22 protein-coding genes, 4 tRNA genes and 1 other RNA gene are annotated in these 23,640 nt (G+C 67.2%); 16 read left to right on the forward strand and 11 right to left on the reverse strand.

Annotated features, from left to right (window positions below; all coding sequences use genetic code 11):
• The first annotated feature begins 50 nt into the window (after nt 1-50).
• The 3 genes from HT102_RS11805 to HT102_RS11815 all read left to right on the forward strand — a co-directional run bounded on the left by HT102_RS11805 (nt 51) and on the right by HT102_RS11815 (nt 995).
• Nucleotides 51-142: transfer RNA gene (locus tag HT102_RS11805), tRNA-Ser, on the forward strand.
• Nucleotides 143-174: 32 nt separating this feature from the next.
• A tRNA-Arg gene (locus tag HT102_RS11810) sits at nt 175-247 on the forward strand.
• 160 nt (nt 248-407) lie between these two features.
• Nucleotides 408-995 (forward strand): putative glycolipid-binding domain-containing protein, encoded by a 588-nt coding sequence (locus HT102_RS11815; RefSeq protein WP_333473411.1) that lies wholly within the window; start codon nt 408-410, stop codon nt 993-995.
• A 7-nt stretch (nt 996-1,002) separates the two neighbouring features.
• Here the strand turns inward: HT102_RS11815 and HT102_RS11820 are convergent, their stop codons facing one another.
• The gene (locus tag HT102_RS11820) at nt 1,003-2,415 is read right to left on the reverse strand and encodes an amidase (RefSeq protein ID WP_192039643.1); all 1,413 of its coding nucleotides are present in this window, start codon (nt 2,413-2,415) and stop codon (nt 1,003-1,005) included.
• Nucleotides 2,412-3,371, reverse strand: a complete 960-nt coding sequence (locus HT102_RS11825; protein ID WP_408611355.1) for a prephenate dehydrogenase — start codon at nt 3,369-3,371, stop codon at nt 2,412-2,414. The genes HT102_RS11820 and HT102_RS11825 overlap by 4 nt, the downstream gene beginning before the upstream one ends.
• A gap of 111 nt (nt 3,372-3,482) precedes the next feature.
• Here HT102_RS11825 and HT102_RS11830 point away from each other — a divergent pair, with 111 nt between their 5' ends.
• The 6 genes from HT102_RS11830 (at nt 3,483) to HT102_RS11855 (ending at nt 8,384) form a co-directional block, all read left to right on the forward strand.
• Nucleotides 3,483-4,013 carry a tRNA adenosine deaminase-associated protein gene (locus HT102_RS11830; RefSeq protein ID WP_192039644.1) on the forward strand — a complete coding sequence of 177 codons (531 nt, stop codon included), beginning with the start codon at nt 3,483-3,485 and terminating at the stop codon, nt 4,011-4,013.
• A 47-nt stretch (nt 4,014-4,060) separates the two neighbouring features.
• Nucleotides 4,061-4,495 carry a nucleoside deaminase gene (locus tag HT102_RS11835; RefSeq protein ID WP_192039798.1) on the forward strand — a complete coding sequence of 145 codons (435 nt, stop codon included), beginning with the start codon at nt 4,061-4,063 and terminating at the stop codon, nt 4,493-4,495.
• 76 nt (nt 4,496-4,571) lie between these two features.
• Nucleotides 4,572-4,659: transfer RNA gene (locus HT102_RS11840), tRNA-Ser, on the forward strand.
• 465 nt (nt 4,660-5,124) lie between these two features.
• On the forward strand, nt 5,125-6,588 hold the full coding sequence (locus HT102_RS16345; RefSeq protein WP_192039645.1) for a rhamnan synthesis F family protein: 1,464 nt from the start codon (nt 5,125-5,127) through the stop codon (nt 6,586-6,588).
• 63 nt (nt 6,589-6,651) lie between these two features.
• Complete coding sequence (locus HT102_RS11850) at nt 6,652-7,284, forward strand: sulfotransferase (RefSeq protein WP_333473431.1); 633 nt, start codon at nt 6,652-6,654, stop codon at nt 7,282-7,284.
• Between the two features lie 263 nt (nt 7,285-7,547).
• A complete protein-coding gene (locus HT102_RS11855; RefSeq protein WP_192039647.1) occupies nt 7,548-8,384 on the forward strand; it encodes a methyltransferase domain-containing protein in 837 nt (278 codons plus the stop codon).
• Between the two features lie 126 nt (nt 8,385-8,510).
• On the opposite strand, the gene HT102_RS11860 is transcribed toward HT102_RS11855, so the two are convergent.
• The gene (locus HT102_RS11860) at nt 8,511-9,824 is read right to left on the reverse strand and encodes a sensor histidine kinase (RefSeq protein WP_192039648.1); all 1,314 of its coding nucleotides are present in this window, start codon (nt 9,822-9,824) and stop codon (nt 8,511-8,513) included.
• A 199-nt stretch (nt 9,825-10,023) separates the two neighbouring features.
• Here HT102_RS11860 and HT102_RS11865 point away from each other — a divergent pair, with 199 nt between their 5' ends.
• The 5 genes from HT102_RS11865 to tgt all read left to right on the forward strand — a co-directional run bounded on the left by HT102_RS11865 (nt 10,024) and on the right by tgt (nt 15,622).
• The gene (locus tag HT102_RS11865) at nt 10,024-10,704 is read left to right on the forward strand and encodes a DUF6875 domain-containing protein (protein ID WP_192039649.1); all 681 of its coding nucleotides are present in this window, start codon (nt 10,024-10,026) and stop codon (nt 10,702-10,704) included.
• Between the two features lie 2 nt (nt 10,705-10,706).
• Entirely contained in the window at nt 10,707-11,192 is a 486-nt protein-coding gene (locus HT102_RS11870) for an aminoacyl-tRNA deacylase (protein WP_192039650.1), read from the forward strand.
• A 126-nt stretch (nt 11,193-11,318) separates the two neighbouring features.
• Nucleotides 11,319-11,978, forward strand: coding sequence for a TetR family transcriptional regulator (locus HT102_RS11875; RefSeq protein ID WP_192039651.1), 660 nt, complete (start codon nt 11,319-11,321; stop codon nt 11,976-11,978).
• Entirely contained in the window at nt 11,954-14,278 is a 2,325-nt protein-coding gene (locus HT102_RS11880; RefSeq protein ID WP_192039652.1) for an MMPL family transporter, read from the forward strand. Before HT102_RS11875 ends, HT102_RS11880 begins: the two co-directional genes overlap by 25 nt.
• Before the next feature lie 102 nt (nt 14,279-14,380).
• On the forward strand, nt 14,381-15,622 hold the full coding sequence (gene tgt, locus HT102_RS11885) for a tRNA guanosine(34) transglycosylase Tgt (RefSeq protein ID WP_192039653.1): 1,242 nt from the start codon (nt 14,381-14,383) through the stop codon (nt 15,620-15,622).
• A gap of 282 nt (nt 15,623-15,904) precedes the next feature.
• On the opposite strand, the gene HT102_RS11890 is transcribed toward tgt, so the two are convergent.
• The 7 genes from HT102_RS11890 to HT102_RS11920 form a co-directional block, all read right to left on the reverse strand.
• Nucleotides 15,905-16,177: a hypothetical protein gene (locus HT102_RS11890; RefSeq protein ID WP_192039654.1), complete on the reverse strand. Its 273-nt coding sequence runs from the start codon at nt 16,175-16,177 to the stop codon at nt 15,905-15,907.
• An 18-nt stretch (nt 16,178-16,195) separates the two neighbouring features.
• Nucleotides 16,196-16,915 (reverse strand): queuosine precursor transporter, encoded by a 720-nt coding sequence (locus tag HT102_RS11895; RefSeq protein ID WP_192039655.1) that lies wholly within the window; start codon nt 16,913-16,915, stop codon nt 16,196-16,198.
• A gap of 21 nt (nt 16,916-16,936) precedes the next feature.
• Entirely contained in the window at nt 16,937-17,512 is a 576-nt protein-coding gene (locus HT102_RS11900; protein ID WP_192039656.1) for an RDD family protein, read from the reverse strand.
• A gap of 104 nt (nt 17,513-17,616) precedes the next feature.
• Entirely contained in the window at nt 17,617-18,531 is a 915-nt protein-coding gene (gene gluQRS / locus HT102_RS11905) for a tRNA glutamyl-Q(34) synthetase GluQRS (RefSeq protein ID WP_225443621.1), read from the reverse strand.
• Between the two features lie 31 nt (nt 18,532-18,562).
• Complete coding sequence (locus tag HT102_RS11910; RefSeq protein ID WP_192039657.1) at nt 18,563-19,693, reverse strand: NAD(P)/FAD-dependent oxidoreductase; 1,131 nt, start codon at nt 19,691-19,693, stop codon at nt 18,563-18,565.
• On the reverse strand, nt 19,662-20,693 hold the full coding sequence (locus tag HT102_RS11915; protein WP_192039658.1) for an arsenic resistance protein: 1,032 nt from the start codon (nt 20,691-20,693) through the stop codon (nt 19,662-19,664). The genes HT102_RS11910 and HT102_RS11915 overlap by 32 nt, the downstream gene beginning before the upstream one ends.
• Nucleotides 20,694-21,056: 363 nt before the next feature.
• Nucleotides 21,057-21,142, reverse strand: a tRNA-Ser gene (locus HT102_RS11920).
• 130 nt (nt 21,143-21,272) lie between these two features.
• Between HT102_RS11920 and ffs the strand changes: the two genes are divergently transcribed.
• Both ffs and HT102_RS11930 read left to right on the forward strand, forming a co-directional pair.
• Nucleotides 21,273-21,367, forward strand: an RNA gene (gene ffs / locus HT102_RS11925) — signal recognition particle sRNA small type.
• 30 nt (nt 21,368-21,397) lie between these two features.
• A complete protein-coding gene (locus tag HT102_RS11930; protein WP_192039659.1) occupies nt 21,398-22,678 on the forward strand; it encodes an aminotransferase class I/II-fold pyridoxal phosphate-dependent enzyme in 1,281 nt (426 codons plus the stop codon).
• 82 nt (nt 22,679-22,760) lie between these two features.
• Here HT102_RS11930 and HT102_RS11935 read toward each other — a convergent pair whose 3' ends face one another.
• On the reverse strand, nt 22,761-23,558 hold the full coding sequence (locus tag HT102_RS11935; RefSeq protein WP_192039660.1) for a methyltransferase domain-containing protein: 798 nt from the start codon (nt 23,556-23,558) through the stop codon (nt 22,761-22,763).
• Nucleotides 23,559-23,640: the final 82 nt, after the last annotated feature.

A 23,640-nucleotide genomic window follows, 5' to 3' on the forward strand; every position in this document is an offset into this window, starting at 1 on the left:
ACCACAGCAGACGTGTGTAGTCTTGCCGATGCCCGACGCAAAGGGTCCAGGGAGGCGTGCCAGAGCGGCCGAATGGGGCTCACTGCTAATGAGTTGTTCCCCCCAAAGGGAACCGGAGGTTCAAATCCTCTCGCCTCCGCCACCGGGGTTCCGGTAGTACAAAAGAATAAGCTCGCGCTCGTAGCTCAACGGATAGAGCATCTGACTACGGATCAGAAGGTTAGGGGTTCGAATCCCTTCGAGCGCACGTCTTGGTTGAGACAGCAGCCGCCCCCGCACTTGTGCGGGGGCGGTTGGGTTTGTCCGGCCCTTTGGTAGTCGCAGGGAGGCGGACGGGTCCTGCGGTCCCGGGGCTAATACCCACGTTCCGTTGCGCGAGCCCCCTGGTGCTTCCTACGGTAGTGAGCGTGAGCAACCCCGTATCGGAGCCGACTTCGTGGCCTGCTGTCCTGACGTGGAGGTCCACAACGGCGCCGCGGATGGAATCGACCCGCATCCAGATCTCCGGCAAGCGGATCAAGGCCTCGGGCCGTCTCATCGGTGGTCCCTGCGAGGAGCACGAGAGCTTCAGCGCCTCCTATGATCTGGTCACCGATGATGCGGGCGAGACGCGCCGCTTGTCGCTGCGCACCACGACCGCGGCGGGGGAGCGGGTGCTGTCGGTGTCGCGGGACCGGGAGGGCTACTGGACGGTTCACGAGGGCACGACCTCGGCCCGGTCCCGGTTCGGTGGCGCGCTTGATGTCGATGTGATCCTGAGCCCCTTCTTCAACGCGCTGCCCATCCGGCGGCTTGATCTGCAGCACGAGCCAGGTGATGAGCAGGTGTCGGTGGTGTACGTCTCGCTCCCGGACCTCACGGTGAAGGAGGAATCCCTCACCTACAGCGCGGGCGCGGAGGGCATCCATGTCATCTCCCCGGTCGCGAGCGCCACCGTCACGGTCGATGCGGATGGCTTCGTGATCGACTACCCCGGCCTCGGGGAACGGATCTAGGAGCAGCTCACGCCAGCTCGCCGAGTGCTCGGGCGCCGAGGATCAGCGGGGCGCGTGCATCGGCATGGGGGAGCGCTGCGAGCTGCGCCCCCACGGGCAGGCTGTCCCCGGCTGGACCAGCGCTCCCAGGGCCCGTCAACACAGGGCCCGTCAACCCAGGGCCGGGTATCGCGGCGACGGAGTAGCCCAGCGCGCTGAAGGGAATGCACAGCCGCAGGATCTCCGGCCGGACCGGCACTGTCGACCCACCCGCCTCGAGCTCCTCCACGCCGATCAGCGGAGCGCGGAACGGGACGGTGGCGGCGAGCAGCATGTCGAAGCCCGCGTCCCGCAAGCGCTGGTCGATCTGCCGCCGCAGTGCCCGCAATCGCCGCACCGCCTGGATGTACTCCGTCGCTGGCCGACCTTGCTGGGCGCGCAAGCGATCCCGCGTCAGCTCCTGGAACTGGTCCGGGACCTCATCAAGCTCCCGTGCATGCGTGGCGAGAGCCTCCGCGCCCGTGATGGTGCCATAAAGCTCCACCAGCTCGACCGCCTCGGGAAGCTCCACGTCGACCACTGCGTGGCCGGCGTCGGCGAGCCGCTCGGCGGTGGCGTCCACAGCGGCGCGCACCTGCTCATCATGAACCTGCCAGCCCGGGCCAGCCAGACGGCCGATCCGGCAGCCAGCGCTCGCGTGCCGCGCAGCCACGCCCTCGAGACCGGCGCCGCCAAGCCCAAGAGCATCCCAGGCCAGCAGCGCATCAGTGCCCGTCCTCGCCAGAAAGCCCACGTGATCGAACGACTCGGCCAGCGGGAACACGCCTCCGGACGGCAAAGCGCCGAAGGGCGGCTTCACGCCCACCACCCCGCACAAGGCGGCAGGAGCGCGCACGCTGCACCCGGTGTCGGTGCCGATCGCGAGAGGAACCACGCCCATCGCCACCAGCGCTGCCGACCCCGACGACGAGCCACCCGTGATGCGCGCGGCATCCCACGGGTTCGCGGCCGGCCCATCCGCGCTCACCGCGCCCGTGGGCCCGTAGGCGAACTCATGCAAGTGCGTCTTCGCGACGATGACCGCCCCGGCCTCGCGCAGCCGTTGCACGACCGCCGCATCCGCGCGCGCAGGACCCGCGGACTCGCGCACCCGGCTGCCGCACCGAGTGGGCACGCCCGCCACGTCGATGAGGTCCTTCACCGCCACAGCCACCCCATGCAAGGGCCCCGGGACCGCGCCACCAGCCCGTCGCTCATCGAGCTGCCGGGCCTGCTCGAGAGCCTGCGTGGCGAGCTGCTGCTGGTAGTCCCGCCCCACCACGAGGTTCTCCCAGGGCGAGCCGCGCAACGCCTCGATGCGCCCCAGCACCTCGGTGACATGCTCCTCGGCAGTGAGACGCCCGGCGTGGAGATCGTCCACCAGCCTCGACAAGGTGGTCATCGCGGATCCTCCCCGGGCAGCGCCACCAGCACCGCGCCAGCACGGCCTGCCTCGCGAAGCGCCTCCAGCCAGCCAGGCTCGCCGGGAACGATGCCCTCGATGACCTTCCGCCCCGCCCCGCGATGCTCGAGCTCCTGGCGCGCCGCATGGCCAGCCGCTGTGAGCGCCGAGGTGGAGGAATGCTCCGCGAGCGCCGCCCGCGCCTCCCGCAGCGTACCGAGCACCTCATCGAGCACCAGCAGCAATGCCTCCGAGTTCGCCTCGCACATCGCATCCACTAGCGCGGGCGCCGTGCCCGCAACGCGCGTGCCGTCACGGAAGGATCCCGCAGCCAGTGCCAGCGCCAGCGCTCCTCCCTGGGCGCCCGCGATCGCCAGCGACTCCGCCAGCACATGGGGCAGGTGCGAGATCCGCGCCGCAGCGTCGTCATGCTCCTTCGACGCTGCCGGCACCACTACCGCGCCGCAATCCAGCGCCAGCGCCGCTACTCGGCGCCACACCGCGGGATCACGTCCCTCGTCCACGCTCACCACCCAGGTGGCGCCCTCGAACAACGCCGCATCCCCGGCCGCCCAGCCAGACTCCGCCGTGCCTGCCATTGGATGCCCGCCCACATACCGGGCATCGAGGCCCCGCGCCCGCGCCTCAGCGGCTACCGGGCCCTTCACGCTCACCACATCGGTGACCGGGCAGCCGGGCGCGCGCCGGGCGATCTCGCCCAGTACCCCACCCACCGCGGGCATCGGGACGGCTACCACGATCAGCGCCTGCTCCCGCGCCGCGCGATCTAGCGTCGCGGCCAGGTCGTTGCTCGCATCGAAGCCATCAGCCCCGGCGGCCTCCACCGCCGCCGACGACCGGTTATAGCCGAACACCTCCCGGCCGGCGGCGCGCGCCGCGCGCATCACCGAACCACCGATCAATCCCAGGCCAAGGACACAAACAGACTCAGGCACACCACCAGGTTCGCACACCACCGCTGGCGTGTCGCGCCCCGACACCACCCCGCCACCTGCGTTTTCCTTGCCGGAGTTCCCACACGTGCCTAGCCGCGCTAACCTCACGGCATGGCAGCACAGCGCGCTCGCACACAAAGCGACGACGAGTATGAGGTAGACGGCTTCGCGGTGGGAGTCGTCCGGGAGGACGGCCGGTGGCGCTGCGTCGCGCTCTCGCAGTCCGTGCTGACCAGCCTCGAGGACGCCGAGACCGAGCTCCGCGAGCTACGCAGCTCCGGTGCCACCATCGGGCTGCTCGATGTCGACGATGAGTTCTTCGTCATCATCCGGCCGTCCCCAGCTGGGACGCACCTGCTGCTCTCCGACGCTACCGCCGCCGTGGACTATGACATCGCCGCCGAGGCCCTTGACGAGCTAAACGTCGACATCCCCGATATCGACCCTGACGAGCTCGACGACGTGGACCCCTGGGAGGAAGGCGACCTCGGCATCCTCACCGACCTCGGGCTGCCCGAATCGGTGATGAGCGTGATCCTCGCCGAGGACGATCTCTACCCCGACGAGCAGCTCCAGATGATCGCCGAGCGGCTGGGCTTCGAGCGCGAGTTCGTCACGATCATCGACTCCCTGCAGAACTAGCCGACCCGCTGGGCAACCATTCCGTGACGCTCGCCGAGGACGAGGCCATGATCGCCGCCGCCATCGACGCGGCGGCGCTCTCCGGTCCCGACGACGTGCCCGTGGGCGCCGTGATCCTCGCGCGCGACGGCACCGTCCTCGCCCGCGCGGGCAACCAGCGCGAGGCCACGGGGGACCCCACTGCCCACGCCGAGATCCTCGCGCTGCGGGCCGCGACCCGCGCGCTGGGGGATGGCTGGCGGCTCGAGGACACCACCATCGCTGTGACGCTCGAGCCCTGCACCATGTGCGCGGGGGCTCTCGTCCTCGCACGGGTCGGGCGCATCGTGTTCGGGGCCTGGGAGCCCCGCACCGGTGCCGTCGGGTCTTTGTGGGATGTCGTGCGGGACCGTCGCCTGCTGCACCGGCCCGAGGTGCGGGGCGGCATCCACGCCGAGCCCTGCGCCCGGCTGCTCACTGACTTCTTCGAAGCGCGCCGCTGAGCGGGGTCCGACGGGCTGGAAAACGCTGTGACCAGGCGATTCGGCGCGAAACTCAACCTCGGGTACAGTTGTTCGCGGTGGCGTGTCCGAGCGGCCGAAGGTGCAGCACTCGAAATGCTGTGACGGGTAACCCCCGTCCGAGGGTTCAAATCCCTCCGCCACCGCTTCCAGCCTCCCGCCTGTTGACGCAGGCGGGAGGCTTTTTTGTGCCTGGGGGGTGGTGCGTGGTGACCCCTCGGCGAATCTGCTAGCTAATGTCAACGCTCGGGCAGCGCGTCGCGGCGCGTCGTGTGACATTGACCAGCACATCCTCCGGCGCAGGCCGCAAGCCAGCCGCAGCCCGAAGCCAGCCGCAGCCAGCCGCCTACTCCTGGAGGGACACGGTCAGCTCGACGATGGTGCCGTCGCCGGGGCTGGCATCGATGAGCGTGGTGCCGCGCATCCTCGTCGGCGGTGTCGCGGAATCCAGCAATCGTGCCGAGACTCCGGAAACCGTGATGCGCCCGAATCCGCAGCCCTATACTTGGGCGCGGCTGATCGCCTACTGAAGCGAAATGCGTTGGCGTTCAGCCTCATCGATGAATGATGAGCTGGCAGGAGCATGAACGCTAGAGCAGGGATGGGAACGCGTGGTCACCAACGCTGGAAAAAACCTGTACGCAGTAGCACGTGACTATCTGCGCGGGACCGGACAGGTCGATCGACTTGTTGGCGACACGCTGGAGGGTTGGGCCGTCCATTGGTCGAAAGCGCGATCGACCGAGGTGAGCCTGGTCATCGATGGTGAAAAGTGCCTGCGCGTCCCCGCGAACCGCTACCGCAGTGACCTGGAGCAAGCAGGAATCTCCGGTGGCAATGCCCAGTTCATGGTGAAGATTCCGCGCAGGTTCCATGACGGAAGGCCTCACTCGGTCGAGGTAATCAATGAATCAACGGGGCGGGCCATCAAGCCGGGGAAGCTTGGAGTCACGATTGGCCCCGAGCTTCTGGAGCGTCCTCTGCGCGAGAAATCGATAATTGGTGTGGCGCCCGAAGAGCAGGCCCGTCGAGGAACGGGGAGCAGCACCGATCAACTCCTGGCGTATTCGTGGCGGATTAGTGGTCACGGTGGTGGGGCGGGCTTGGAGCAGCAGATCAAGGAAAAGCGGAAGCTAGCCGTTGTTGCCGCATGGAGCAATCACCCTACTTTCCTTGCCTGCCACAGAGACATTGTTTCCGATCTCAAGCGCATGGGATTCGCTGTCATCCTGGTCAACGCGTCTGATCGCCAGGACGAGTCGCGTACCTGCGCAGAGGTCGATGATCTTGATTGCCTCATTGGCCGACCCAACGAGGGGTACGACTTCGGATCGTGGGCAACGGGCATCCTGCACTGCGCGGATGTGCTGCATGATCTCGACGAGTTGATCCTGGTCAATGACTCGGCGTTCGGCCGGATCGCGCCGCTGGAACCGAGGCTCAGCGCATGTACGGCCCCTTTCGTTTGCTTGACGGATTCTTACCAGGTCTCGCACCACGGCCAGAGCTACTTTCTTCGCTTTGGCCGGGAGCCTCTGGAGTCCGGGGCAGTCCTAGACTTCTTCGAGCGATACCCGTTCACGAACAAGAAGCGGGATGTCATCAGGAACGGCGAGATTGGCTTGAGCACGGCCATGCTGGATGGCGGGTTCGGCATCCATGCCTTGTTCCCGTATGAGCAAGCATCTGCGCAGTGGATCGAACACGCGCCAAAGACAGTTGGCCTGATCAAGGAGACGTACCGGGAGCTTGGTCTCTACGGAAGCAAGACAATGAACAGGCGGCTCGATGTGCTAGCGGAACAAGTGGAGAGTGTGCTGCGCAATGTGCCCGCGAATCCGTCACACCTGTTCTGGAGGACGCTGATTTCAGAATCAGGTTTTCCCTTCATCAAGCGCGAGCTTCTGCTTAAGAACCCGATCGGTGTCGCGGATCTTTTTCCGATGATGACGACTCGCTATGTTGAGGCTATCGGGGCTGAAAATCAAGTAGTCGAGTACTTGGATCTCGTAGCAGGGATTCCCTTGATCCAAAGCGAGCAAAAATGTGATCAAAGAATCGTGGCCGTGAACTGACCATCAGGGGAGCATGTGGAATCACTAGAACTATCAAGCTCGGGCTGGATCCTTCGTGAACCCATGGGTGGTCCTCGGAAGACCTTCTGCGTCCTGGGTGTTGCGCGGGGTGGCACCTCGATGGTAGCGGGACTGCTGCACCAGCTCGGTGTCAACATGGGTGCGCGCGTCGACCCCAGCAACCAGGAAGACATCGATTTCTTGACTCATCGAGGGATTCGGCGGATATTCTGGAACCGCGCTGAAAACGCGAAGCGAAAAGAGTATATAAAACACGCCAGGTCCCTTATATCCGCCCGCAATGCATCATACGAAACCTGGGGCTGGAAGGATCCTATATCTTCCTACTACATTTCCGATATTCATCGCTTGCTGATCAACCCGCATTACATATTCGTGGTGAGGGATGCGGCGGCGGTTGCGAGCAGGGAGATGAAGCATTCGGGCGACGTTGTGGCAGGTGACTCCATCAACCTCATGGGCAGGGCGCTAAAGGAATACTCTGATTGCCTCAGCTTTGTCTCCGGGGTGGGGAGCCCCGCTCTCGTCATCAGCTACGAGCGTGCGCTGCGTCATTCCTTGGACACCGTGAAGCTCGTGTCCGAGTTTGCGGGGATCTCCTCGCTGGAGCCGGGCAGGCGCGAGGAGCTTGCTCAATATATCCAGCCGGAAAGAAACACCGCAGCTTTCGGCTGATGTCGTGATTCTGGCTACCCCTGAGGCATCGCTCATCGCAATGCTCTCGAAAAGAGCTCAATACAGCAACGCATACAGGAGGACGAGCAGTGAGCATTGCAAGCCTGGTTCGAAAAGTGACACCTAGCAGGGTTTTTTCCATCGCGGGCGGTGAGGCCACCAAAGGTGAGGTGAAGATCTCCTTTGATATAGCTACCACGTTTCGTCGATTCGCTTATTTCAGGGGCACTCTCCGTGGAGAGGGTGGACAGGCATGCAAGATCGTGTCCGCAAGCGTTACCTCCGATGTGGAGATGAGCCCGCCCTCGGTCAACTCGTGGCAGAGCCCTCGGGATGCGAGCGTCGTGGTCTTCGAGGTCTTCTCAGTGGCATACGACGAGTTTGACCTGGCGGTTTCGAGCCTTGAGCTCACCATCAAGTGCGGAGGCAAGGAGCACGTCGTCGCGCTGCCCTACGCGGAAGTGCAGAAGCGGCATGTGCCGGAGAACTACACCGTCATGCAGACCTGGCGCTCCCTCGTAGGCGAAGCGGACGTTCAGGAGGTTCTGGATGTGGGCGGACGGGCGCGCAGTGGTGTGTCGCACAAGGACATTGCCCTAGGCAAGAACGTCGTGATCACAGACATCATCGAGGCTGATGATGTGGATATCGTCGCTGATATTCATGAGCTTTCACGGCATGTCGAGAAGAAGTTCGATGCCTTCATGAGCATCGCTGTCTTCGAGCATTTGGTCATGCCCTGGAAAGCAGTCGTCGAGCTGAACAAGGTCCTGCGACCGGGCGCGGTGGGGCTTGTCGTCACTCACCAGACCGAGGGGCTCCACGACGTTCCCTGGGACTTCTATCGCTATAGCTCGGATGCGTGGAAGGGCCTGTTCAACAAGAAGACTGGTTTTGAGATCGTCGATAGCGGCATGCGGACACCGATGGGATTCATTCGACTGCGGTGGAACCAGCGCAATACCGGCACCACGTTCGCGGTCGGGTACCAGGAATCCGCGGTCGTCGTGCGCAAGATCGGTGAGCCCGAGGTCGATTGGCCCGTGAGCTTGGCCAGCTTGGTCGAGACCGGCTACCCGGGGTTTCCGGAAGCGCGGTAGTGAGTCGGTGACCCCTCGGCGAATCTGCTAGCTAATGTCAACGCTTGGGCAGCGCGTCGCGGCGCGTCGCGTGACATTGACCAGCACATCCTCCGGCGCAGCCCGCAGCCAGCCGCAGCCAGCCGCCTACTCCTGGAGGGACACGGTCAGCTCGACGATGGTGCCGTCGCCGGGGCTGGAGTCGATGAGCGTGGTGCCGCCGATCTCGTGCATGTTGGCCTCGATGGCGTGGGTGATGCCGTAGCCGCGGGGCGTGGTGGCGGTGTCGAAGCCTCGTCCGCGGTCGACGATGCGGACGGTGAGGCGCGTCTCGTCGGTGAACGCGGTGAGCCATGCCTCGGTGGTGCCGGAGTGCTTGAGGACGTTGTTGAGCGCTTCGCGGACGGCTTCGGAGAGGGTGTCGCACCGGTTGCCGGGGATGCGCTCGGGCAGGCTGTGCTGCTTGACGTGCACCTCGAGGCCAAGTGCCTCGATGTCGGCGAGGGTGGCGGACATGAGGTTCTGGAGCCGGGATTCGGTGGCGATGTCGGTCTCGGGGTCGTTGGTGATGAGGTTGCGCAGGTAGGCGGCCTCGGCGGCGCAGCGGCGCTGGACCTCGGTGGTCTTGTGGTCGAGACCGCCGCGGGCGATGGCGGTGAGCGTGGTCAGGACGGTGTTGTGGAGGTGACGGTACTGTGTCTGGCGCTCGGCGGCGCGGGCAGCGCTGGCGGCGCGCTGGGTCTCGGCGTGGAGCTGCTCGGCCTGGATCTTCTCGAGGATGAGTCCTTGCCCGCTGAGGTAGCGGCGGACGAAGTGGGCGGCAACGGCGTACCAGAGACAGCCGTTGAGCACGGAGAGAGTGGGCTGGGAGAGCAGGGCGACCTGGTTGTCGTGCAGCTGGGCGACGGCAAGGAGGGACGCGGCGATGATGGCGAGGCAGGTGGCGGCGAGCCATGGGCGGAATGCTGCGGCGGTGAGGGCGGACGCGGCGAGGGCGAGCGTCACGGGCCAGTTGGAGTCGGAGAACACACCAGCATCGGCGATGTTGCGGCTGCTGATGAAGAGCAGGGCGGTGACGAGGGCGAGGTCGGTCCAGATGGCCCATCTGGGGAACCATCCGCGTCGGCGCGCGATGAGGATCAGCGCGATGTTCCAGCCGGTCGCGAGCACGAGGAGGACGGTGTTGAGCGCGGTGTCCTGGTAGGTGGACGGCGGCGCGGTGGCGGCGGTGGCGATGGCGGGCAGGAGATAGCTGGCTCGCTGGATGAAGAGCAGCGCGAGGATGAAGCGGAGCGCCCGGTCGGTGCTGGATCGGGTGGCCAGGTATTGGGGGTCGTTCCAGCTCAGGACATTGCCGAACAGTATGTGCCAGGCCACGCGCAACCGGGCCGTGAAGGGTGTGGTGAGCACGGCGGTGTCGCGGGATTGGGGTGCTGGTGGTGCTGCCTCGGCGGACTGCATGGTCCTTATTGTCGGTCATGCGTGGGCAGACAGCGTGTAACGGGTCTGGGTGATGGTGCGATTGTGGTGAGGGAGTGACAGGTGTGTGCCGCTGAGCACGTGTGAGCGAGACTGATGATCGCGGTCACTTGTCGCATGGGATCGGTGGTGCAGCCGTTACCCTTCAAAGAGGGCCGACAGCGGGGTGGGCCCGCCGACCATGGCGAAAGGTGGCGTGATGACTCGGGCAGACCGTGATTCGCGCAGTCATCTGGAGCTGGGCCTGGTGAACTTGTCGGATCCGGGCGCGGTTCGCGATGAGCCTGCGCTCGTTGAGCTCGACGGTTGGGTGCGCAGCTTTCTGACGCGCCCGCATGCTGATCTGGGCCGATCGGGGCCGGTGTGCCCGTTCACGGTTCCGTCGTTGTCGCGGAAGCTCCTGTGGGCTGGCGTGGTGCGCGGCTCCGCGTTGTCGGAGGAGGACATCTCCCTGGCGGTCGAGAAGCTGGTGGATGACTTCGCGCGGATCGGTCCGGTCGATGGCGGGCGGGCGCTGTACAAGGCGGCGATGGTTGTCTTCCCGGATCTCACGGACTATTCCTTGATCGATCGCGTGCAGCAGGCGCGGAAGCCGCAAGCGGTGGCGGGCGGGCTCATGCTGGGCCAGTTCTATCCCGGGTGCGCCGAGCCGGGGTTGTGGAACGAGCATTTCCGCCCCTTGGAGTGTCCGCTGCCGATGCTGGCGCTGCGCCATATGGTGCCGAGCGATCTGCCCTTCCTCGATGCCGACGCGGCGTGGATGGAGAGCTATCTCAAGCGTTTTGCCCCCACGGTGCCCTTGCAGGTGCGAGCGACGATGGTGCAGCGCCTGGTGCGGCCGCGCGAGCCTCGGGGGGAGTAGCGGTGCCGGTAGTGCATGACAGGGTCCGTGATGTGCTGGATCGCGCGGGCGTGGCTGTGACGGTGCATGCGCACGCTTCGCTCCCGGGCCCGATCCGGAGCCCGCAGGATTTCGCGGATGCCCTGGGCTATCCGCTCGATCGCATCACCAAGTCGGTGTTCCTGCGCGCGCGCAATGGGGCGGCGCATGCTGTCGCGGTGTGCGCGATGGGGTGCAAGCTCGACATGAGCGAGGTGTCGGGCATCGTTGGCTCTGGGCGCATGGAGCTCGCGGGGCCTGATGAGCTCGCGCGGGTCCTCGGCTACCCCCGGCATGGGGTTTCTCCGCTCGGCGTGCCGGCACCGGTGGTGGTCCTTGTTGACGCGGGGCTGCTCGATGAGCCGACGGTCCTGGTAGGCGCTGGAGTGGCAGGCGTGGAAGTGGAGATCGCCCCGCGCGATCTCGTTGCCGCCGCGGGCGCCCTCGTCGCCGACATCGCGACGGAGTAGTCGCGCGCGGCCTGCCCGGCGCCGGGGGAGCGCCGCAAGGACAAAGCAGACAGAGTGTTGCAAATCATATTCTTGCGCATGCCGGAAATATTGCAGCCTGTCGCAAAGTGTTGAAGCATGGAAGCCATGCACAACGGACCAAGCCTGCGAGAGCGCAAGAAGGCAGCCACCCGCGCTGCCCTCGCGGCCGCTGCCGTCCGCTTGACCCGGGAGCGCGGGGTCGAGGCGGCCACCGCCGAAGCCATCGCCGCACAGGCCGGAGTCTCGGCGCGCACCTTCCACAATTACTTCGCCAGCCGCGAGGACGCGATCGTCCACCACCTCGAGACGCTCGTTGACACTCTCCTCGACACCCTCGAGGACATGCCCCGCGAGCTTGATCCCATGGCCGCGCTCCGGCAGCTCCTGCTCGGCGCGGCCAGCACCCGCCAGCACGAGCTCGCGGACCTCGTCGGCGCGCTCCACCTCGTCGAGGCGCACCCCACCGTCGCCTCGTGCAACCAGGCCCTCCTCACGCGGACCATGGACCGGGCCGTCCGCATCATCGCCGACCGGGCTGGGATCAACGGCGACACCCACATCTACCCGCGCCTCGCCCTCGGCGTCGCGAGCGCTGCTTTCAATTCCGCGGCCGAGGTCTGGGTCCGCGGATCGCCCAGTGGACGCACCCTCACCGACCTTGTCGATGAGGCATTCACGCGCATCGCCGACGGCATGACCGCCCCCGGAACCGACCAGAACCCACGATCACAGGAGCCCCCATGGCCACCTACCTCTACCGCCTAGGCCGGTTCGCTTACCGGCGGAAAGGCATCGTCCTAGCCTTCTGGCTCGCGATGCTCGTCCTCGCTGGCGGTGCGGCCGCGGCCTTCTCCGGCCCGACGAAGGATTCCTTCTCCATCCCGGGCACTCCCGCCCAGGAGGCGCAGGACCTCATGGCCGAGCGGTTCCCCAACGCCGCCGCCGACCCCTTCAACTCGTTGAGCGCCCGCTACCTCTTTGTCGCTCCCGAGGGCAGCACGCTCGACGATCCCGCACTCGGTGCCGCGATCGACGAGACCCTCGCTGCCATCCGCGGCATCGACCAGGTCAGCGAGAGCGCAACCAGCACGGACGGTCCCGGCGCGCTGGCCAGCCCGTCCGCAGCGTTCGACGGCATGGTCGACCAGCTCATCGAGCAGGGCACGCCCGAGGACCAGGCGCGCGCCAACGCCTCCGCGGTCGGACCGCTCAGCAGCGACCGCACCGTCGGCTACGTCGACGTGCCCATCGACGGCGACTTCGGCGACATCACCGAGCAGCTCCGCGAGGACCTCAACGACGCGGCCGACCCTGCTCGCGATGCTGGCCTCGACGTGCTCGTCGCGGGATCGGTCATGCAAGACGTGGAGCCGCCGGGCGGCGCCGCCGAGCTCGTCGGCCTCGCCATCGCGGCTGTCGTGCTCGTCATCACGTTCGGCTCGCTCATCGCTGCCGGAATGCCGCTGATCGCCGCGATCATCGGCGTTGGCATCGGCGTCTCCCTCATCACCGCGGCCACCGGATTCATGGACCTCAGCCCCACCGTCTCCACCCTCGCCGTGATGATTGGCCTTGCCGTCGCGATCGACTACTCGCTGTTCATCCTCTCCCGCTACCGGGCCGAGCTCGCCACGGCTAGCTCCCGCGAGGAGGCAGCCGGGCGCGCTGTCGGCACAGCGGGGTCCGCCGTCGTCTTTGCCGGCCTCACCGTCATCATCGCGCTGCTCGCCCTGCGCGTCGTCAACATCCCGTTCCTCACCGACATGGGCCGCGCCGCCGCGCTCACCGTGCTGATCGCGGTGCTCATCGCGATCAGCATGCTGCCGGCGGTCCTGGGCCTGATGAGGTCCGCGATCTTCAAGGGCCGCATCCCGGGCGTTCGCCAGGTGGACCCCGAGCACCCAGACCGCCTCACCAACGGGCGTCGCTGGGCCAACGTCGTCACCCGGATCCCCGCGGTCACCCTCATCGGCGCGATCGTCGTCCTCGGCGTCCTCGCCATCCCGGCCGCCAAGCTCGAGCTCGCCCTGCCCACCCCGGCCACCGAGCCGCCCGGAACGGTCACCCGCGACGCCTTCGACGTGACCGAGGACGCGTTCGGCCCCGGTCGCAACGCGCAGCTCATCGTCGTTGCCGATGGGCAATCGGTGGCCGAGGACGAGCGCGCCGATGCGTTCGCCGAGCTCGCGGATCGCATGTACACCTACGGTGACGTGTCGAACGCCCAGATCGTCGGCATGAACGAGGCCGGGGATACCGCCCAGATTCTCGTCCCCCCCGCCACCGGGCCCATCGACGAGGCCACCACGGACCTCGTCAACACCATCCGCGGAGCCGAGGAGCAGGTCCAGACCGAGACCGGGCTCAACTACGGCGTGGCCGGGCAGACCGCCATCGAGATCGACGTCTCCGACCGGCTGCAGGACGCCCTCATCCCGTACCTCGTGGTCGTGGTCGGGCTGGCGTTCATCCTCCTGATGCTCGTGTTCCGCTCGATCCTCGTGCCGCTGACCGCCACCCTCGGGTTCCTGCTCAGCGTGGCCGCCACCTTCGGCGCCACCGTGGCGATCTTCCAGCTCGACTGGCTCGGCCTCGCCACCAACCCGCAGCCGATCGTCAGCTTCCTTCCGATCTTCCTCATCGGCGTGGTCTTCGGCCTCGCCATGGACTACCAGGTGTTCCTCGTCAGCCGCATGCGCGAGGCCTACGTCCACGGCGAATCCGCGAAGGATGCGATCATCAGCGGCTTCTCGCACGGTGCCCGAGTCGTCACCGCCGCTGCGGTCATCATGATGTCCGTGTTCGCCGCGTTCATCGCCGAGGACATGGCCTTCATCAAGGTGATGGGCTTCGCGCTCGCCGCCGCCATCGTCTTCGACGCCTTCCTCGTCCGCATGGTGCTCATCCCGTCCGTGATGGCGCTGCTCGGCGACAAGGCCTGGTGGCTGCCCAAGTGGCTCGACCGCATCCTCCCCAACGTCGACGTGGAGGGCGAGAAGCTCGCCCAGCACATCGAGGCGCGGGAGCTCGCCGCGACCGAGCGCGAACCGGCCGTGACCCGCTAGGCGCGCTTCCCGGGCCCCGTGGCATCGCCTCCCTCGCCGGGAGCACGCCGCGGGGCCCGCACGCTTTCGTGGGGAGGGTCGCCTCTGGTTGGATGGCTACCCGTGCCCCACAACCAGCAGCAACCCTTCGACGTCCACGCCACCCTCGACGGACGACTCGGCCGCACCGGGACCATCCACACCCCCCACGGCACCATCGAGACACCCGCGTTCATCCCCGTGGGAACCAAGGCGACCGTCAAGGCGCTCCTGCCCGAGACCGTGCAGAGCCTCGGCGCCCAGGCCGTGCTTGCCAACGCCTACCACCTCTACCTCCAGCCCGGCTCCGACATCATCGACGAGGCTGGCGGGCTCGGCCGCTTCATGAACTGGCCGGGCCCCACCTTCACCGACAGCGGCGGATTCCAGGTCCTCTCCATGGGATCGGGCTTCCGCAAGATCCTCGCCATGGAACTCGGGAAGGCCCGCCCCGAGGACATCCGCGCCCACCAGCGCGACCGCCTCGCCCACGTCGACGACGACGGCGTCAACTTCAAGTCCCACATCAACGGCTCGCAGCACCGCTTCGCCCCCGAGGTGTCGCTGCGCATCCAGCACGAGATCGGCGCCGACATCATGTTCGCCTTCGACGAGCTCACCACCCTCGTCGACACCCGCGACTACCAGGTCGAATCCGTCGAGCGCACCCGCCTGTGGGCGCAGCGCAGCCTCGATGAGCATGAGCGCCAGACCGAAGCACGCACCCACCGCCCCTACCAGGCACTCTTTGGTGTCGTCCAGGGAGCCCAGTACGAGGACCTGCGCCGGGAAGCGGCCCGCGGCCTCGCCAAGCTCCGCTCCTACGCCGGCCGACCCTTCGACGGGTACGGCATCGGCGGGGCGCTGGAGAAGCACAACCTCGGCACCATCGTCCGCTGGGTCAACGAGGAGCTGCCCTTCGAGACCCCCAAGCACATGCTCGGCATCAGCGAGCCCGACGACCTCTTCACCGCCATCGAGAACGGCGCCGACACCTTCGACTGCGTCTCGCCGTCCCGCGTCGCCCGCAACGCCGCCATCTACCTGCCCACCGGCCGCGTGAACATGGACAAGGCACGATTCAAGCGGGACTTCACGCCCATCGACGACACCTGCGACTGCTACACCTGCGGCCACTACACGCGCGCCTACCTGCACCACCTGTACAAGTCGAAGGAATTCCTCGCCTCTACACTCGCGACCATCCACAACGAGCGGTTCATCATCCGCCTTGTTGATCAGATCCGCGACAGCATCAACGGCGGCTACTTCGCGGACCTGCGCGCGGACGTGCTCGGTCGCTACTACGCGCCGCGCGAGGGATAGGGGCTAGCTGGCCGGGGTCGGCGGCGGGTGGCCCAGGTGGCCCCGGTTGTGTGCGGTCTTGCACCCTCGAACGGCCGCGAAAAGGGACAAAAGCTAACACTTCCGAGGCTGGACCGCGGCCGGGCGGAGGCTAGCTTGGCCGGTCGTGGTGGCAGCCGCCGACTCCGCCCGGGCAGACGCACCGGAAGTAGCGCGCGGACCCCGGATTTTTCTATCGCGTTTGAGGGTTGCGGGTGCGTTTGCGGCGAGGACTAGCAGCGTACGGGCGCGGAGCGGGCCAGACTAGCGCCGCAGCTGCCTTTGCGGGGCGAGCTGGTTGGTGCGCCACTTCAGGAACGACCACATCGCGAGGCCGGAGAGCACGGAGCCCGCCGAGAGGAACGAGCCGACCGACAGGATCGACCCGAACGATGCCGCGGAGCCGATAGACAGCGCCGAGCCCGTCGATCCGATGGATAGCACCGAGCCCGAGGATGCGATGGAGAGGACGGAGCCCGTCGAGGCGATCGACAGCACCGATCCCTCCGAAGCGATGGATGCGCGCGATGCCCCCATGATGTGCCCTTCCGTGGTCTAGGCCTGCTCGGGAATAGCGTAAGTGGGCTCGCGCTTCTTCACCTGGGCAACGACCTGATAGGTCACCGGCAGCAGGAGGGCCTCCACCGCGGTCTTGTACACGAATCCGAAGAACAGGTAGTTGAGGAAGTCGTCCATCGTGCTGATGCCGATGGCCGTGGCAGCGATCGCGCAGAAGATCAGGGTGTCGGTGAACTGCCCGACCACCGAGGAGCCCATCAAGCGCGCCCACAGGTGCCGCTCCTTGGTGCGCTCCTTGATGCGCACGAGCACATACGAGTTGAACAGCTGCCCGAGGAGGAAGGCGGTGAGGCTCGCCACCAGGATCTGCGGATACACGCCAACCACGGCCTCGAGCGATTCCTGCCCCTCGTAGAAGCTCGCCGGGGGCAGCAGCGTGACGATCCAGAACGACACGGCCGCGAGGATCGCTACCCCGAAGCCGATGAGGATGGCGCGGCGCGCGGCCCGGAAGCCGTAGACCTCCGCGAGCACGTCACCGAGCACGTAGGCGAGGGGGATGAGGAAGAACCCGCCATCGGTGATGATCGAGAAGTCGCCCACGATGGGGCCGAACTCGACACCCTTGGTGGCGGCGATGTTCGCCATGAACAGCAGGGACGCGAACACCGCGACGATCGTGGCATACAGTCCGCTGCTCGCCCGCGCGAAAACGGCGGGACCGGGCTGTTCGGCGGTCAAGCTTGCGTGAGGCATCCGGGTATCCAACCACACATCTCAGGCACGGACCACTTGGGTGCCGTCCGCGATCTCGTCATGCCTGCCCTGCCCGCGCGGGCTCCGCGCGATGCTCAGCGCGATGGAGGCCACCGCGGCGAGGGTCACGAGCGCGGCGAGGAACGTCACCGCGAGGAAAGGCATCATCACCAGGGATTGCAGGATGTAGAACGAGTTGCGGCGGAAAGCCTCGCTGCGCGTGGGGAATTGCCCGGTGGGGCCGTACACGCGCAGCCGCATGATGCGCTTGCCGAACGTCTGCCCGCTCTCGGACTCGAGGATCACCGAGTAGGCAATCAGGGTGACGCCGTAGATCAGGGCTCCGAGGAAGCCTCCGAACGCGCCGAACCCCTCGCCGAGAACCCGGTACACGACGACCGCGGGGATGCCGACGATCAATCCGTCGATGACGCGGGCGATCGCGCGGGGCACGAGGTCGGCCGGCTCATGCCCGGAGGGCAAGTACGAGGCGTCGGCGCCGTACGCGGCGTGCGGATCGAAGGCACGTGGATTGTGTCCCTCGCCCGCCGGGGACTGGCGGCCGTCGCGGCGTGGTTTTTTCTTCCCTTGGCTCATCGGCTCGATCCTGGCTCATCGCGGCGTGGCGGTTGCTTCGTGACGAGACAACAGTACGGCACACCCCGCGCACCCTGCATGTTCGCCACCTGCACGGCGCACGGTCAGGACAGCGGCCCGGGCAGGTACGTCCACGGCTCGTGGGGGAGGAGCGCCGGATCGAAGCCGCCGAGCAGGTCCTGCGGCGTGATCTCCTCCTTGTTGCTCAGCCCGAGCGATCGGGCCAGCAGCGCCACGAGCCGAGCGGGGCCAGCATCGATCTCGCGCATCGTCACCGCCCCGTCGCGCTTGGCCAGGCGCTTGCCGCTGGGGCCGAGCACCAGGGGCACATGCGCGTACCGCGGCGGCTCGTGGCCGAGCAGGGATGCGAGGTATGCCTGGCGCGGGGCGGAACTGAGCAGATCATCACCGCGGACCACCTGGTCCACCTCGGTGGCGAGATCATCGACCACGCAAACGAAGTTGTAGGCGAACGTGCCGTCGCCGCGCTGGATCACGAAGTCATCGACCACGCCGGTGTAGCGGCCGTGCAGCGCATCGCTGACCGTGCAATGCGTCGCGCTCGTCCGCAGCCGCACCGCAGGGGGCCGTCCGGTCGCCCGGCGCTCGGCACGCTGCTGCTCGGTCAGGTCGCGGCAGGTTCCCGGATACGAGCCTGGTGGCGCGTGCGGAGCCGATGCGGCGGCGTGGATCTCGCGGCGCGTGCAGAAGCACTCGAACGTCAAGCCCGCATCGAGCAGCTTGCCCAGCTCGGCCTGGTACGTCTCCTGCCGGTGCGACTGGTAGAGCACCGGGCCGTCCCAGTCGATGCCGAGCGCGGCGAGGTCGGTGAGCTGCCGCTGCGCCGACGCGGGATCCACTCGATCATCGAGGTCCTCCATGCGCATCAGGAACGCGCGATCGCTCGACCGGGCGAACAACCATGCCAGCAGCGCCGTGCGGAGGTTGCCGAGGTGCAGGTCGCCCGTGGGGCTCGGCGCGTACCGCCCGGCCCCGGTCGCGGGAACGAGCGGGATCAACACCTAGCCGATGCTACCGGCGCGCCCTCGCTCAGCAGGCGCACGTGGTGTCGCAGCAGCTCACGTCCTCCACCCACATGCCGGAGGTCTTCCACGCCTTCAGCGCGCTCGTGTCCATGCCGAGCCGCGTGCCGACCGTGTGCGCGACATGCGCGAAGCGCTGCCGGAACTTGTACACGAAGCACAGGTGCAGGCGCGCGTGCCGCACGGCGGGACCCGCGAGGAACAATCCCGGCGTGATGGTGGATTCATCATCGCCAGTCAGTGCTGGCCACCCGTCGGCGCGGCTGTCGAAGAGATGCTCGACGGGGCCGAGGTGCGGGCGATAGCCGGTCGCGAGGATCGGTCGCGCCGCCGACGAGAGCGTGGTGCCGTCGCTCGCTGTCACCACGTAGCCGCCGTCGTGCTCGGCAATGGCATCCGCCGCCACGCCGCCGCGCAGCTCGAGGCGGCCCGTGGCGCGGGCCTCGCGCAGCCGCACCTGGGTGCGGGGCGAGAGCGTGACCGAGGGGTCCGAGCTCGCCCGCTCCCACGGCGTCTCGGGATCAAGAACTGTCACGTGGTTGCCCCGCGCTGCCAGCGTGCAAGCGATATCGATGCCGGACTCGTAGCCGCCGATGACGATCACGGGCTCCTGCTCCCGGGGAGCCCAGGCGGCCGCGTCACTGCTGTGGACCGCCAGACCAGCGCCAGGGATCGGGGGGATCGAGGGACGCGCGAACTCGCCACCTGCCCACACGATCGTGCGGGCGGTGAGCACGCCCCGCGAGGGCGTCACCTCGAACTGCTCATCATCGGTGGGGGTGACCTGCTCGACCGCGGTGTGCTCCACGACGGGCACCTCGTAGTGCTCGGTGAGCTTTTGCAGGTAGTGGGCGTACTCCCGGCCCGACGGATAGTCGGTCTGCAGCAGCAACGCGGGGGAGGTGCGGGGGTGGATCGCATTGAGATCGATGGCGCCGAACGCGTTGCCGGTGAACGACGGCGTGAGGAGGCTCATCGCATCGGGCCACTGCTCGAAGGTGTGCCCGATGGTGGCTTGCTCGAGGATGCCGTAGGTGATGCCATCGACGGCTTGCAGGGCGAGCGCGGTGCCCAGGCCAGCGGGCCCCGCCCCGATCACGAGGGCATCAACGGTGGGGGACAGGCTCGGGTTGCTCATGGGTGCTCCTTGAGGCAGGCGTGCGTGGTTGCTCGCGGAGGACGTGCGCGAGCAGGGAGAGGTGCGGGAACTCGATCAGCATCGCCAGCACGATCGTTGCGTGCAGCACGGGCTGGTCCGGGAACGCCACGATGCTCATGGCGAGCATCATCGGCGCATTGCGGGCAGCAGTGGTCATCGTGAGGGCGACGCGGTCCGGGCGGGGCAGTCGCAGCCGGAAAGCCGTCGCGGTGGCGATTCCCAGGGAGCCCGCGAGGAACAGCACGGTCGTCGCGAGAACGGGCAGCACCAGCGTGGCATGGTCCGCGAAGACGGGGGCGTTGCTCGCGAAGATCTGCAGCACCAGCGCGGCCAGCACCCAGGGCACTGCGGCGTCGGCCAGTCGCGTGGCGCGGGCGGAACCACTGGCGCGGGGCGGCGTGCGGGCCAGGAGGAAGCGTGCGGCCACCGCCACCGCGATCGGTGCGACGAACCACAGCGCGAGGGTCGAGCCGAGCTCATCGGTGCCCAGCGTGCCCGCGGTGGTGCCCGCGCCCAGCATCACCACCACGGGGAAGAGCGCGACCTGGCCTATCAGGTTGCCTGGGATCAGGGCCGCTGCCGCAGCGGTATTGCCGCCCGCGATGCGGGTGAAGGCGAGGAACCAGTCGGTGCAAGGGGCCAGGAAGTACAGCATCAGGCCAAGCATCGCGGCGGGATGGCCGTGCAGGACCAGCCAGGCGAGGCCGATGCCGAGCGGTGCGATCACAAGGAAGTTCAGCACCAGCGCGACAACGACGAGTCGGCTGCTCGCGAGCGCGGCGCGGACGGCCGCCAGGTCCAGCGGCAGCAGGATCAGCACGACCAGGGCGAAGAGGGTCACCGTGGTGCTGTGCTCCAGGTGCTCCCCGGCGCCAGGGCCGAGGAACGCGGCGGCGAGCCCCGCGAGGATGGCGCCCGCTATGAGCAGCGGGGGCGATGCGTGGCGGAGTGGACCGCGGTGTGGCTGGTGAGTGGTCATCGTTCCCTCAGATCTCGGATAACGATAACCGTATTCATTTATTGGAGGCGGGGCAAGCGGCTGGGGCCGTCGGTCGCTGGTTGCCCAGCGCCCGGGAGCCTCGGGCCTCGGTGTGCGGCTGGGGTGGCGCGTGGGGCCTCGGCACGCGGCTGGGGTGGCGCGTCAGTGGAAACTTCTCCCGCTCCAGCCGGGAAAAGTTTCCACTGGCTAGCTGCCGAACTGTCTGCGCACCGAAGTGGAGCCGCGACCCTCAGCCACTCGGCCCCGTCGGGATCCGACCGGCCTGAGAGCCAGCAAGGTACCTAGCCCACGAGAAAGGGGCTGCTCGCACCTGCGATAGGTGTGAGCAGCCCCTTCTTGGAGCGGAGGATAGGGGATTTGAACCCCTGAGGGCTGTTAACCCAACCCGCGTTCCAGGCGAGCGCCATAGGCCACTAGGCGAATCCTCCGGGGCCATCATAACCAATCGGTGGGGCCCGAGCGCAAACCGAGCCGGCGGCCGAGGGGCGCGACACGCTTGTGGCACGCGTTCGGGGGAGGGGCGCCTGCACGATCGTCGGCAATGTGGTTAGACTGTTCCTCGGATCCCGCGTGGCGTGCATCCTGTGAACTCCCCCAGGGCCGGAAGGCAGCAAGGGTCAACGGGCTCTGACGGGTGCGCGGGGTCCCCCAACTTCTTCCGAGATGATGGCGGGGCATTGTTGATGGTGTCGTTCGAGACCCTGGACCGCGAGGCACTCTCTGCCGAGGTCGACAAGCTGCGCGATCAGTACTCCCAGCTCCGGGCGAGGCAGCTCGATCTCAACCTCACCCGCGGCAAGCCCGCCCCCGAGCAGCTTGATCTCTCCGCGGAGCTGCTCGCGCTGCCGGGCGCGGACTATCGCGACGGCAATGGCCTCGACTGCCGCAACTATGGCGGTCTCGACGGCCTGCCGGAGCTGCGCGCCATCTTCGGCGAGCTCCTCAAGGTGCCCACTAGCCAGCTCCTCGCGGGCAACAACTCCAGCCTGGAGATGATGCACGACACGATCGTCTACCAGCTTCTCCACGGCAACGTTGACTCGGCGCGCCCATGGTCTGCGGAGCCAGGGGTCAAGTTCCTGTGCCCTTCGCCCGGGTATGACCGGCACTTCGCGATCTGTGAGCATTTTGGCATCGAGATGCTCCCGGTGCCCATGCGCCCGGACGGGCCGGATATGGATGTGGTCACCGAACTGGTGAACGATCCCCAGGTCAAGGGCATCTGGTGCGTGCCGATCTACTCCAACCCGACGGGCGTGACGTTCTCGGAGGAGACGGTGCGCGCGCTGGCAACGATGCCGACGGGCGCGCATGATTTCCGCATCTACTGGGACAACGCCTACGTCGTGCATCCGCTCACCGATGCCGAAGCGCCCGTGCATGACATCCTGGGCATGGCCGCGGACGCCGGGCATCCGAACCGGCCGCTGGTGTTCGCATCGACCTCGAAGATCACCTTTGCCGGCTCGGGCGTGGGATTCCTTGGTTCCTCCAGCGAGAACATCGATTGGTACAAGAAGAACCTCGGCTTTTCCTCGATCGGCCCCGACAAGCTCAACCAGCTCCGTCACCTGCGATTCTTCAAGGATGCTGCGGGAGTGCGCGCGCACATGGCCAAGCATCGGGAGATCCTCGCGCCAAAGTTCAACGCCGTGCTCGACATCCTCGATTCCCGCCTCAGCGACGCCAAGGTCGCGACGTGGACGCATCCGGACGGTGGATACTTCATCAATCTCGACGTCGTGGAGGGAACCGCGAAGCGCGTGGTGCAGCTCGCCAAGGAGGCGGGCATCTCGCTGACTGCCGCGGGCGCTTCCTTCCCCTATGGCAAGGATCCGGCGAACTGCAACATCCGGCTCGCGCCCAGCTTCCCGGCCCTCGAGGAGATCCGCGTCGCCATGGACGGGGTAGCGACCTGCGTTCTGCTGGCCGCCGCCGAGCACTTCGACGAGCAACAGGGCTGAGCCTCGGCGGCCCGTGTCGCCAGCGAGGAGCCAAGTGCTCGCCCATCGCTAGCGCGACGTCCAACGCCTTGTGGTGCAGGGGCTAGTGCCGTGGCGCGGTGGCCCGGACATACTGGGTAACCCCATGCACTTCCCGCTCGATCGCGGCCATGCCACGATCCGCGAGATGCCCCGTTAGCTCGTCGAGGCCGAACATGCGCAGGCCCATAGCGCCCAGGATGCGATCCTGGCCACCGCGCACCACCGCGTGCCGGGAGGCGCGCGACGCCATCAGGGCAAGCCGCCCGCCTGGCCGGAGCACACGGATCATCTCGTCGATCACCGCGAACGGCTCGGGGATCAAGTACAGCGCCGCGTAGCAGGACACCGCGTCGAACGCCCCATCGCGGAAGGGCAGCCGGGTGGCATCGGCGCGGGCATACACCGCATTGCCGCGCTCGTTGGTCGCCGCGGCGCGCCGCAGCATCGGTACCGACACATCCACGCCGACCGCGACCCCGGGCCCGGCCACGCCCCCGGTGGAGACGGCGTCGGCGAAGGCGCTGGTGAAGTTCCCCGGCCCGCACGCCACATCCAGCACAGCATCGCCGGGCGAGAGATCGAGCCACCGGACGGTCTTCGCGCGCTCCTCGCGGAAATGGCGCAGGTCGAGGCCCATGAACGCCAGCACGCCAGCGGGGCGCCAGATCCGCTCGTAGATCGGCGCGAGCAGCGGGAACTCCATGACCCACTGCGTCATCGAGCGGCTGGCCACGCCTGGTGGTTCATGCGGCATCAGGTCGGCGTACCCCTCGGTGACCGGGATCGGCTGGCCTGACCAGGCCTCGGCGAGCAGCGGACCCAGAGCCTGCGCCTGCCGGGATGTTGCGGATCTGTCCACGATGACCTCCCTCGGGGCTTATTGTGCGCGCCCGCGCGATCCATGTCGACCATCCGGGATAGTCAGTGCGAACCGGTAGGCT

It is taken from the genome of Lolliginicoccus lacisalsi (assembly GCF_014841105.1).
Lineage (GTDB): Bacteria > Actinomycetota > Actinomycetes > Mycobacteriales > Mycobacteriaceae > Lolliginicoccus > Lolliginicoccus lacisalsi.